Origin of the sequence: Synechococcus sp. H55.2 (genome assembly GCF_047462495.1) — a bacterium.
Taxonomy (GTDB): domain Bacteria; phylum Cyanobacteriota; class Cyanobacteriia; order Thermostichales; family Thermostichaceae; genus Thermostichus.
Map to the genome: position 1 here is coordinate 7817 of NZ_JANSJH010000008.1, position 10788 is coordinate 18604.

The window sequence follows — 10788 nt, forward strand, 5'->3', positions numbered from 1 at the left end:
TGGGTGGAATGGGAATTCTAGGCCCAGAGCATCAGCCGCAGCTCATAGGGATCGTGCATATCGGGGTGAAAGGGCAACAAGCGGATGGCCAGCCCCTGTAGGCCGCTGGCCTCGTAGCGAATCTGGCCGGAGAAGATGGCGCGATCCTCCATCGTCTCCACATGGGGCAAAGAGGTCGCCTGGCCGTTCTGGATCTGGCCGTTGTCGTCCACCGGCCCCTGGTAGGCCTGGACGATCACGTCCTGCGGCTGCAGGGATCCCAGCCGCACCTCGACAGTCACCGTAAGGGGATCCCGGGCCATCACCACTTGGTCATCTTGCGCCGAGGGGAGGCCGGCGGCGGAAGCTTTCTTCGGGGTTTCAATCTGGACATTGAGGACCCGAATGTTGTACCAGTTCTCCTGCAAATGATTGCGCCAGCGGGTGAACTGGCGAGCCGACTCGAAATTGTCGCGGCGCATGCGGTCAAAGTAGTTGCTGAGGGGGATGTAGGCCCGCTCGGCATACTCCAGCACCATGCGCTGCGTGCTGAAGCGGGGGCAGTTGAGCCGAATCGCCTGCTTCATGCGCTGAATCCAGGCGTGGGGCAGGCCATCGCTGCCGCGCTGGTAAAAGAGAGGGGCAACCTCTTGTTCCAGCAGGTCGTAGAGGGCATTCGACTCCACCTCATCTTGGTAGGCGCGATCCTCGTATTCCTCGCCGCGGCCAATGGGCCAGCCGGTCTGGTAGTAATCGGCCTCATCCCACCAGCCATCCAAAATGCTCAGGTTCTGTCCACCGTTGGCCGCCGCCTTCATGCCGCTGGTGCCGCTGGCCTCGCGAGGGCGCAAGGGGTTGTTCAGCCACACATCCACGCCGGCCACCATCAGGCTGGTGATGTACATGTCGTAGTCCTCGATGAAAACTAAGTGCTGGCGAAACTCCGGCTGGCGCGACACCTGCACGATCTGGCGGATCAACTCTTTGCCGGCTGTATCGCGGGGGTGGGCCTTGCCGGCAAAGATAAACTGCATCGGGTACTGGGGATGGTTGAGCAAGGCCTTGAGCCGTTCCAGGTTGTGGAGCAAGAGGGTGGCCCGCTTGTAGGTGGCAAAGCGGCGGGCAAAGCCAATGGTGAGCACCTCTGGGTTGAGGGCCTCGGAGGCTCGCTGAATCTCCACTGCCGAGGCGGCCCGCTTTTGCAGTTGTTCCACCAGGCGCTCGCGGGTGAAGGTGATCAAGCGGGAGCGGCTGCGCTCGTGGGCCCGCCACAGTTCCCCATCCGGGATCCGATCCACCTTTTGCCAAAGAGGATCGGTGGGGGGAGCCTCCGCCCAATCCGGCCCCAGGTAGCGATCGTAGAGGGCTTGGTTCTCTTCCCCCACCCAGGTGCGGACATGCACCCCGTTGGTGATGGAGGTAATCGGCACCTCCTCCAGCGGGATCCCGGGCCATAGCCGGCTGAACATCTTGCGCGAGACCGCCCCGTGCAGCTTGCTGACGCCGTTGACAAACGAGGCCATGTTGATGGCCAGCACCGCCATGCTGAAGGGGGACTGGAAGTCGCCGGTGTTTTCGCGGCCCAGGGCCAAAAAGCGCTCCCGGCTCAGGCCCATCTGGCTGTAGTAGAAGCCGAGGTAGTAGTCGATTTTGTCCGGCGGGAAGAGGTCGATCCCGGCGGGTACCGGCGTGTGGGTGGTAAACATCTGGCTGGACTTGGCCACCTGCCAAGCCTCTTCAAAGCTCAGCCCCTGCTCCAGCATCAACAGGCGGATGCGCTCCACGGCCAAAAAAGCCGAGTGCCCCTCGTTCATGTGGTAGACGGTGGGATGGATGCCAAGGGCGCGCAAAGCCCGCACGCCGCCGATGCCCAGCATGATCTCCTGGTGGATGCGCACGTCCTGGTCGCCGCCGTACAGCTCATCGGTGATGTCTTGGTCGTACTGGCTGTTGGGCTCGATGTTGGTGTCCAAAAGATACAGAGGCACCCGCCCCACCATCGCCTTCCAGATGCGGGCAAACACCTTGCGCTTGGGGTAGTCCACCTCAATGCGAATCTCGCGGCCCTCCGCATCCCGCTGCAGCTCCAGGGGCATGTTGAAGAAATCGTTCACAGGGTAGCGCTCCTGCTGCCAGCCGTCGGGGTTGAGGTACTGGCGAAAATATCCCTTTTGGTAGAGCAGGCCCACCCCCACCAGCGGCAGGCCCAGGTCGCTGGCCGCCTTGAGGTGATCCCCGGCCAAAACCCCCAGGCCCCCTGAGTAGATGGGCAGACAATCGGCCAGACCAAACTCGGCTGAAAAATAGGCGTAGCACTCCCCTTCCACCGCTTGGGCCGAGCGATACTTGCGGTACCAGGTGTCTTCCTGCAGGTAGCTCTGGAGCTGTTGGCTGGCCCGTTCCAACTGGGCCAAAAAGCCGGGATCCTCCGCCAGCTCGTCCAGCCGCTCCTGCCGCATCTGCCCCAGCAAAGCCACCGGGTTGTGGCCACAGGCATCCCAGAGATCCGGATCCATGCGCTGGAACAGGCTGCGGGTTTCCACGTTCCAACTAAAATGCAGGTTATAGGCCAGCAAGCGCAGACTTTCCAGAGCAGCCGGCAGGTAGGGAGTAACCTTAAACGTGCGTAACGGCTTCATAGTTAGGACGCGTGCAGGTCGCCACTGCCAAGCTACCCTGACCTCGGCGGGAGAGCGCAGTTTTTTACAGCTTCTTTCGAGTTGAAGGCCGGGATCCTGCCTAGGTACCACCTGCCGCTTCCAGGGAACCAAGGCATAGCGCATTCCTTGTTACGTATGGATCTAACTGCACCCCTGGCCGACACCATTGCTGCCATTGCCACTGCTGTGGTGCCCGAGCAGGGCAGCATTGGCATTGTACGCCTTTCCGGCTCGCGGGCTTTGGCCATTGCCCAGGCCATCTTTACCCCCGCTCGCCGCAACGCCACCTGGGAGAGCCATCGCCTCCTCTACGGCTGGATCCACGATGAGAAGGGCCAGCGGTTGGATGAGGCCCTAGCTGTCTGGATGCAGGCCCCCCGCTCCTACACCCATGAGGACGTGGTGGAGCTGCACTGCCACGGCGGCATCATGGTGGTTCAGTCCACGCTGCAGCAGTGCCTGCGCCAGGGAGCACGGCTGGCGCAGCCGGGGGAGTTCAGCCTGCGGGCTTTCTTGAACGGACGCATCGACCTCACCCAGGCCGAAAGTGTGGCCGATCTGGTGGCGGCTCGCTCCCCGCAGGCAGCCCAGATGGCGCTGGCGGGGCTGCAGGGCAAATTGGGACAGTCCATCCGCGCCCTGCGCCAGGAGCTGCTGGGCTTATTGGCCGAGATCGAGGCGCGCATCGACTTTGAAGAGGATCTGCCCCCTCTGGATGTTCCCGCTTGGCAGGCCCGGCTGCAAGCCATCCAGGCCCAGATGCAGGCCCTGCTGGCCACCGCCGAGCGGGGGCAACTGCTGCGCACCGGGGTGAAAGTGGCCATCGTCGGACGGCCCAATGTCGGCAAGTCCAGCCTGCTCAACGCCTGGTCGGGCCAAGACCGCGCCATCGTCACCGACCTGCCCGGCACCACCCGCGACGTGGTGGAATCCCAGTTGGTGGTGAGAGGGATCCCCGTCCAGCTTTTGGATACTGCCGGCATTCGCGCCACCGACGATCCCGTGGAACGTCTGGGGGTGGAGCGCTCCCAACGGCTGGCCCAGGCTGCCGATGTGCTGCTGCTGGTCATCGACGCCCAAGCCGGCTGGACGGATGCCGACGCCGCCATCTACGAGTCCATTCGCCACCGCCCTCTCATCTTGGTCATCAACAAAACCGACCTCGCCCCCCCTGACGGGATCCCCCTCCCCGCCGAGATTACCCACCGCGTCCCCGCCGTCGCCGCCCAAGGCCAAGGGATCCCGGAGCTGGAAGAGGCCCTGGAGCAGCTTGTCACCCAGGGACGGCCCCAGCCCAACCTGGAGGTGAGCCTTAACCAGCGCCAGGCCGCCGCCCTCCGCCAGGCCCAAGCCAGCCTGGAACAGGTAGTTCAGGCTATGCAGGCGCAGCTCCCCCTCGATTTCTGGAGCATCGACCTGCGCGACGCCCTGCACGCCCTTGGCCAGATCACCGGCGAGGAGATCTCCGAAGCGGTGCTGGATCAGATCTTCAGCCGCTTCTGCATCGGCAAGTAAGTGCTCACTAACTCATACTCATTCTGAGTTTGTGTTAGTATGGGCTGAGTTGGGGATCCTCACAGCGGATCCCGGATAATGGAGACACAACTTAGGAGGTTGGCTATGGTTACCGCCGCAAAAACCCGTCTCTACCCCACCCAGATCGACTTGCCGGCCGAGGCCCGCGCGCAACTGGTGGAGTTGCTCAACCAGTCCTTGGCGGACACGCTGGATCTGAAAACCCAGGTGAAGCAGGCCCATTGGAACGTCAAAGGCATGAACTTCATCGCCCTGCACGAGATGTTCGACACCTTTGCCGGCACCCTGGAAAACTACGTAGACATGCTGGCGGAGCGGATTACGGCTCTGGGGGGCATTGCCCGCGGTACCGCTCGCATCGTCGCCCAAACCTCGAACTTGCCCGAATACGACCTAACGGCTGAGGAGGGGCGGACTCACCTGCAGGCTTTGGCGGCCCGCTACGGCCAGTATGCGGCTGCTGTCCGCCGCAACATCGACCGCACCACCGAACTGGGGGATGCCGACACCGCCGACCTGTTTACCGAGATCTCCCGCCAGATCGACAAAGATCTTTGGTTCATCGAGGCTCACCTGCAGGCGTAACGTCGGCAAGCCAAATCTGGATAGGCAAGTGGAGTAGGCAAAAATGGGCGTCAACGCTCCCCTCCTGTACCTGGTGGCTTTGGCCGGTATCCTCAGCGTGGCAGGCTACTTCGTCCTGCGTGAGGTGCTGCGGGTGCGGGCCCAGGAAAAAGTCATCCGGCAGCTCCAGCCTCGCCTGAGCAAAGGCAAGGGATCCCCACAGGAGCACTACGAGTTGGGCAGCGTCTATCTGCAAAAGCGTCTCTACGACCAGGCCATCGTCCAGCTTAAAAAAGCTCTAGAGGTGGCTGGGGAGAACATTCCCCCCGTCTGCAACGCCCTCGGTTTTGCCTACTTCAGCCAGGGGCAATACGACCTGGCCATCCGCTACTACAAAGATGCAGTGGCAGCGGATCCCGGCTATGTGACCGCTTGGAACAACCTGGCCCATGCCTATGAGAAGAAAAATCTCTATGGCCCAAGCCTGGAAGCTTACGAAACTGCCCTGAAGTTGGATCCCCAAAATGCCATTGCCAAGCGCCGCTCGGATTCTCTGCGCAAACGCTTGTAGCCCAGCTCCTGGGGATTCCCTCTGCAATTCCATGCGCAGAAATACTCTTGACTGAGGCACAGTTGTTCAGATGGGTTGGGCTTAAAAGCTCATCATGCCTCTATAAGCCTTTCCTTATCCTCTCAAAAGAAGATTGAAATATGGAAATCTTGAGCACACATGTAAGATCCGGTATCGTGTTGCCGGGGCTGGTATTATGTCTTAAAAACGAGAGGCCATTTCATGGATTCGCAATCGGTAGCACCTGTGGTTCTGGTAATCCTGGACGGCTGGGGTTATCGGGACGCTCTCGATGGCAACGCGGTGCTGGCTGCCCAAACCCCTGTCCTGGATAGCCTTTGGGCTGCCTATCCCCATGCTCTGCTGCAAGCCTCAGGTCGAGCTGTGGGCCTGCCGGCAGGACAGATGGGCAACTCTGAAGTCGGGCATCTGACGTTGGGGGCAGGGCGGGTGGTACCGCAAGAATTGGTGCGTATCAGCGACGCCATCGAGACGGGATCCCTCTTCCAGGAGCCCCTCTTGCTGGAGGTGTGTTGCCAACTCAAAGAGCGAGGGGGCCGTTTTCATTTCATCGGCCTCTGCTCCGAAGGCGGGGTTCACTCCCACATCGACCATCTCTATGGCTTGCTTAAGTTGGCGGCCCAGGCTGGGATCCCGGCCTATGTCCACGCCATCACCGATGGCCGCGATACCTTGCCTCGCGACGGGGCCAGGGTTCTGGCCGCCCTGGAAAAAGAGCTGCAACGGCTGGGCAATGGCGTCATCGCCACCCTGAGTGGCCGCTACTACGCCATGGATCGGGATCGCCGTTGGGAGCGCACCCAGAAGGCCTACGAGATCCTGACGGAAGACGGCCCTGGCTGTGGCCGCAGCGCTGCTGAGGTCATGGAAGACTTTTACGCCCAGGATGTTACCGACGAGTTCATTCCCCCCACTCGCTTGGCTCCGGGGGCGGTGCAGCCGGGAGATGCAGTCATCTTCTTCAACTTCCGACCGGATCGCGCCCGCCAGCTCACCCAAGCCTTCGTCTGCCCTGACTTTTCCGGTTTCCAGCGCCGTCTGATTCCGGATCTCACCTTTATCACCATGACGCAGTACGATCCAACCTTGCCGGTGCAGGTGCTCTTTAAGCCCCAGAACCTGGATCACCTGCTGGGCCAAGTGGTGAGCGAGGCCGGCCTCAAGCAGTTGCGCATTGCCGAGACGGAAAAGTACGCCCACGTCACCTACTTCTTCAACGGCGGCATCGAGCAGCCCTTTCCCGGCGAAGATCGCATCTTGGTGCCAAGCCCGCTGGTGGCCACCTACGACCAGATGCCGGAGATGTCGGCGGTGGAGGTGACCGACAAGGCTATCGAAGCTATCGCCCGCCGCGAATACAGCCTGGTGGTGCTCAACTATGCCAATCCCGACATGGTGGGCCACACCGGCAACTTCGAGGCCACCGTGCGGGCGCTGGAGACGGTGGATCGCTGCCTGGGCCGTCTGCTGGCGGCGGTGGTGGATGCGGGGGGTACCACCTTAATCTTGGCGGATCACGGCAACGCCGAGCTGATGTGGGACGAGCAGGGCAACCCTTGGACCGCCCACACCACCAACCCCGTCCCCTGCATCCTGGTGGAGGGGGAAAAGCGCAAAATCCCCAGTCGCGGCGGCAACGTCAAGCTGCGCTCCGACGGCACCCTGGCCGACGTGGCCCCCACCCTTCTGGAGATCTTAGGTCTGCCTCAACCTGCCGAGATGACAGGGCGCTCGCTCTTGCAGCCGGCAGAATACACCATCCTGCAGCGGCAACCCAGCCCAGTGGGGCGCTGAGACCGGGAATTGCTCACTCGGCCACTGGGATCCCAGCCTGGGCCAGCCAAGCTCTCAGCTCTTCCCAGTTGCGGTAGAGGGCCAAAACCTGCGAGCGCTCAGGGTGATAGGGGGCGCTCAGGCGCTCCAACTGCAAAAAGCGAGCCTGGGGAGGGATCACCGCCACTTCCGGATCGGGGGGTGTGGGCCGGCGCAGGGAGCTGCTGTAGCCGCGGTAGATCAGCACCAAATCAACTTCCCCCTCGCTTTCTACCTCCACCCGCAGCACCTCCTGGGGGTGAGCCTGGCTGTAGCGCTCCAAGGCCAGCGGCCAGGGCAAAGCACTCATGCCAGCTCCCCCTTGTCTGCACCGGGCCGCAGCCGCCAGACAAAGTAAACGCTATAGAGCAGGTAGGCCACCAAGCCCCACGCCCCCACGCTCCCCAGCAGCTCCGGCGGCACATTGGGATGGAAAATCTCTCGAAACCCCAGCGGCGGCTCAAGCCAAGCTCGACACTCCGCCGATAGAGAAGCCCGGAAGGCGCAGGGCACGAAGGCCCCCGAAAAGAGGATCCCGGCCCCCATGTAACCGGTTACAGCCCACCGCCAGAGCAAAAAAGCTCGTGCCGCCCAGCTTCTCGACTGCCTGAGAGCAGTGCTCCAATCTCGCCAGAACCACAGGCAGACCGGGATCAAGAGCCGCGCCATCGCCCCGCTCAAGAAGCTGATGGGCAGGCCACCAATCATCAAATACACCGTCACCGCCAAGAGGCTGGACACCCGCCAGTAAACGATCAAGAGCTGAATCAGAGGACGTAACCCCACCGCAAAAGCCCAAATTAGGAGAGCCAACGGCAGCACCACCGTCAGCGCCACGGCCAAGCTGTAGTCCACCCAGATCGCCTTGACCAGCCAACTCACGGGGATCATCCTCGCCCTTTCTTCTCACTGCCCCATAGTATATAGAGCGGCAGGGTCGGCGGGATCCACCTCAAAACAACAGGAGGTAACAGAATATTGCAGCTTCTCGGCCACCTTAGGCAAAACTTTACATCCGAGGGCTTTCAGAAAGTTTTCCATTTTTGCCGTTGCCGATCCGCGAAGGTGGTAGATTCTTAGAGGAACATCTCCGTCTGTCGAAGGGCTAGTCGTCTTTCGAGGCGATGATTGTAAGGTTCCATCCCGTCCTGGCCCGGCCCAACTCGTTAAGTATTGTTACTTAGTCGTGTTATTTTGGGTTAAGGCCAGATCCTCAGAGGTGGTGACCTCATTCCCATGGCACGTTCTTCCCGACTTCTCTCCCACAGTCCTGCCCGTTGGAAGGCGACCCCGTGGAAGCCCAAGCCTTTGCCTCCCCTAGAGGAGGCGCCGCCTCCGTCCCAGCAGGAGGAGGATTTAGGCTGCCAGAGTGCGTCGCAGCCGTCGCTTGCTCCGGGCGAAGCGGGTTCGGGGGAGAAGGCGACAATGGCTGGCAGGAGCTATGAAGCGCTGCAGCTATGGCTGGTGGTGGTTACCTTGGGCGTGAGTCTGGCCATCGCTGTGGGAGTGGCCCTGGTCTACTCCCCAGGGGTGGCGGCCAACTACTTGCTCGGAGCAATCGTTGGCGTAGTCTATCTGCGCATGCTGGGCCGTGGTGTTGCGGAGCTGGGCAAAAGTCGCAGCCGGCTGGGAGTGACGCGCTTGGCTCTGTTTGTCGGGCTGATCGTCCTGGCCACTCAGGTGAAGTCTTTACAGATTTTGCCTATTTTTTTGGGGTTCATGACCTACAAGGTCGCCCTGCTCATTCATCTTGTCCAGACGCTGACTCGTTTATCCTCTTCTGCGTGATGCCCATGAACCTGTTCTTCTCCTCTCCTCCTCTTCTAGCAGAACTTGAGGTCGGCCATCACCTCTATTGGCACCTGGGCAAATTCACCGTTCACGGGCAGGTTTTGATTGCCAGTTGGATCGCCATCGCCCTGATCTTGGCCGTGGTGCTGTTGGGGACTCGTCAACTGCAGCGGGAGCCGTCTGGCCTGCAAAACTTCGTTGAGTATGCCCTGGAATTTGTGCAAAGCATTGCCCGCGCCCAGATTGGCGAGCGCAACTTCCGGCCCTGGGTGCCCTATGTTGGCACCTTGTTCTTGTTCATCTTTGTCTCCAACTGGATGGGCAACCTCTTCCCTTGGAAGTTGATTCCCCTGCCGGAAGGAGAGCTGGCCTCTCCCACCAACGACATCAACACCACCGCCGGCTTGGCGCTGCTCACCAGCGTCATGTATTTTGTAGCCGGTATTAGCAAGCGAGGGCTGTCCTACTTTAAAAAGTACATCGAGCCCACGCCGGTTCTGTTGCCCATCAACGTCCTGGAAGATTTCACCAAACCTCTCTCGCTGAGCTTCCGTCTGTTCGGCAACATCTTGGCAGAGGAGCTGGTGATCGCGGTGTTGGTGTTGCTGGTGCCGTTGTTGATCCCGGTGCCGGTGATGATCCTGTTCCTGTTTACAGGGGCCATTCAGGCTTTGATCTTCGCGACGCTCTCGGCAGCTTACATTGGAGAGGCGCTGGAAGGTCATGGGGGTGGGGATCACCACGATTGACCCAGGAGTTGGGCCAACCGCCGAGTTCAGGGCCCAGCTCTCAAAACCTCTCCAATGGGTCGTCGCAAGGGATCCCTTCTCTGGTAAGGTTTGTTGGGGCCGAGAGGCCGCCGACAAAGAGGCGATCGGTTAAATATCAAGCCAGATCACCTCGACGCTCAAAGCGCTGTTGCGTTCGTGTCAACCCTCTGTTTTGTACTGACAAGGAGCATCTCACTATGGATCCGTTAACCTCTGCTGCTTCTGTTTTGTCTGCCGCTCTGGCAATTGGCCTGGGATCCCTGGGCCCGGGGCTGGGCCAGGGGAATGCTGCCGCCGCCGCTATGGAAGGGCTGGCCCGTCAGCCGGAAGCAGAAGATAAAATCCGCGGCAACCTGCTGGTCAGCCTGGCCTTCATGGAAGCGTTGACCATCTACGGCTTGGTGGTGGCACTGGTACTTTTGTTTGCCAACCCCTTCGCCTAATGCCTCTGGGGGCGGCCCAGGCCGAGAGCTGGGGTCTTGCCCCCCTTCCCTGCTCGATCTCAGATCCTGTTTCTGTTGGTGCGGCCTCATGATTTGTTCAACTTTGTTGGCCGTCGAAGCTGCCGAGAAAAATGGCCTCTTCGATCTGGATGCCACCTTGCCCATCATTGCCGTCCAATTTCTGCTGCTGGTGGCCGTGCTCAACTCCCTTTTCTACGAGCCGGTTACTCGGGTCATCGACAGCCGCAACGACTACATCCGCACCACCCAGGCGGAGGCCCAGGAGCGGTTGGACAAGGCGATGGCTCTGACCCGCCAGTACGAGGCTGAGATCGGCAAGGCCCGCCTACAGGCGCAGCAGGTGATCGCCGAGGCGGAAGCGGCTGCAGCCCGCATCCGTGCGGAGAAGCTGGCGGCAGCCCAGACGGAGATCCAAGCCAAGCTGGAGGCGGCGCGGCGGCAAGTTGAGCAGGAAAAGCAGACGGCGCTCGAACAACTGCAGCAGCAAGTGGATGCCATTGCCGCCCAGATCACCGAGAAGCTGTTGGGCAGCGCCCGTTAAGTGGCCGGTTGAACATTCCTTGGGAGTAGCGCGTGATGCTGGTGTGGAGCCTGATGCCCGCTTGGCTTTTGGCCATGGC

At 61.1% G+C, this 10788-nt stretch carries 11 protein-coding genes; 8 read left to right on the forward strand and 3 right to left on the reverse strand.

What is annotated here, in order from left to right; all coding sequences use genetic code 11:
- Nucleotides 1-17 precede the first annotated feature (17 nt).
- Nucleotides 18-2618: an alpha-glucan family phosphorylase gene (gene glgP / locus NW844_RS02070; RefSeq protein WP_414333046.1), complete on the reverse strand. Its 2601-nt coding sequence runs from the start codon at nucleotides 2616-2618 to the stop codon at nucleotides 18-20.
- A 156-nt stretch (nucleotides 2619-2774) separates the two neighbouring features.
- On the opposite strand from glgP, the gene mnmE reads away from it, so the two are divergent.
- From mnmE to gpmI, 4 genes are all read left to right on the forward strand, one after another.
- A complete protein-coding gene (mnmE, locus tag NW844_RS02075) occupies nucleotides 2775-4154 on the forward strand; it encodes a tRNA uridine-5-carboxymethylaminomethyl(34) synthesis GTPase MnmE (protein ID WP_414333048.1) in 1380 nt (459 codons plus the stop codon).
- Between the two features lie 105 nt (nucleotides 4155-4259).
- Complete coding sequence (dps, locus tag NW844_RS02080; RefSeq protein ID WP_414333050.1) at nucleotides 4260-4760, forward strand: DNA starvation/stationary phase protection protein Dps; 501 nt, start codon at nucleotides 4260-4262, stop codon at nucleotides 4758-4760.
- Nucleotides 4761-4803: 43 nt separating this feature from the next.
- On the forward strand, nucleotides 4804-5310 hold the full coding sequence (locus NW844_RS02085) for a tetratricopeptide repeat protein (RefSeq protein ID WP_414333052.1): 507 nt from the start codon (nucleotides 4804-4806) through the stop codon (nucleotides 5308-5310).
- Between the two features lie 222 nt (nucleotides 5311-5532).
- On the forward strand, nucleotides 5533-7125 hold the full coding sequence (gpmI, locus tag NW844_RS02090) for a 2,3-bisphosphoglycerate-independent phosphoglycerate mutase (protein ID WP_414333053.1): 1593 nt from the start codon (nucleotides 5533-5535) through the stop codon (nucleotides 7123-7125).
- A 13-nt stretch (nucleotides 7126-7138) separates the two neighbouring features.
- Here gpmI and NW844_RS02095 read toward each other — a convergent pair whose 3' ends face one another.
- Together NW844_RS02095 and NW844_RS02100 are read right to left on the reverse strand one after the other, a co-directional pair.
- Nucleotides 7139-7453, reverse strand: coding sequence for a hypothetical protein (locus NW844_RS02095; RefSeq protein ID WP_414333055.1), 315 nt, complete (start codon nucleotides 7451-7453; stop codon nucleotides 7139-7141).
- Nucleotides 7450-8034, reverse strand: coding sequence for a DUF3177 family protein (locus NW844_RS02100; protein WP_414333057.1), 585 nt, complete (start codon nucleotides 8032-8034; stop codon nucleotides 7450-7452). Before NW844_RS02100 ends, NW844_RS02095 begins: the two co-directional genes overlap by 4 nt.
- Before the next feature lie 534 nt (nucleotides 8035-8568).
- Here NW844_RS02100 and NW844_RS02105 point away from each other — a divergent pair.
- The 4 genes from NW844_RS02105 (at nucleotide 8569) to NW844_RS02120 (ending at nucleotide 10709) form a co-directional block, all read left to right on the forward strand.
- Nucleotides 8569-8931 (forward strand): hypothetical protein, encoded by a 363-nt coding sequence (locus tag NW844_RS02105; protein WP_414333058.1) that lies wholly within the window; start codon nucleotides 8569-8571, stop codon nucleotides 8929-8931.
- A gap of 5 nt (nucleotides 8932-8936) precedes the next feature.
- Nucleotides 8937-9683, forward strand: a complete 747-nt coding sequence (gene atpB / locus NW844_RS02110; protein ID WP_414333059.1) for a F0F1 ATP synthase subunit A — start codon at nucleotides 8937-8939, stop codon at nucleotides 9681-9683.
- Between the two features lie 218 nt (nucleotides 9684-9901).
- Entirely contained in the window at nucleotides 9902-10147 is a 246-nt protein-coding gene (atpE, locus tag NW844_RS02115; protein ID WP_011430931.1) for an ATP synthase F0 subunit C, read from the forward strand.
- 88 nt (nucleotides 10148-10235) lie between these two features.
- Entirely contained in the window at nucleotides 10236-10709 is a 474-nt protein-coding gene (locus NW844_RS02120) for a F0F1 ATP synthase subunit B' (RefSeq protein ID WP_414333062.1), read from the forward strand.
- Nucleotides 10710-10788 lie beyond the last annotated feature (79 nt).

Coding starts and splice junctions, on each gene's coding strand:
- glgP (WP_414333046.1), bottom strand. CDS start 2,618: ATGAAGCCGTTACGCACGTTTAAGGTTACTCCCTACCTGCCGGCTGCT.
- mnmE (WP_414333048.1), top strand. CDS start 2,775: ATGGATCTAACTGCACCCCTGGCCGACACCATTGCTGCCATTGCCACT.
- dps (WP_414333050.1), top strand. CDS start 4,260: ATGGTTACCGCCGCAAAAACCCGTCTCTACCCCACCCAGATCGACTTG.
- NW844_RS02085 (WP_414333052.1), top strand. CDS start 4,804: ATGGGCGTCAACGCTCCCCTCCTGTACCTGGTGGCTTTGGCCGGTATC.
- gpmI (WP_414333053.1), top strand. CDS start 5,533: ATGGATTCGCAATCGGTAGCACCTGTGGTTCTGGTAATCCTGGACGGC.
- NW844_RS02095 (WP_414333055.1), bottom strand. CDS start 7,453: ATGAGTGCTTTGCCCTGGCCGCTGGCCTTGGAGCGCTACAGCCAGGCT.
- NW844_RS02100 (WP_414333057.1), bottom strand. CDS start 8,034: ATGATCCCCGTGAGTTGGCTGGTCAAGGCGATCTGGGTGGACTACAGC.
- NW844_RS02105 (WP_414333058.1), top strand. CDS start 8,569: ATGGCTGGCAGGAGCTATGAAGCGCTGCAGCTATGGCTGGTGGTGGTT.
- atpB (WP_414333059.1), top strand. CDS start 8,937: ATGAACCTGTTCTTCTCCTCTCCTCCTCTTCTAGCAGAACTTGAGGTC.
- atpE (WP_011430931.1), top strand. CDS start 9,902: ATGGATCCGTTAACCTCTGCTGCTTCTGTTTTGTCTGCCGCTCTGGCA.
- NW844_RS02120 (WP_414333062.1), top strand. CDS start 10,236: ATGATTTGTTCAACTTTGTTGGCCGTCGAAGCTGCCGAGAAAAATGGC.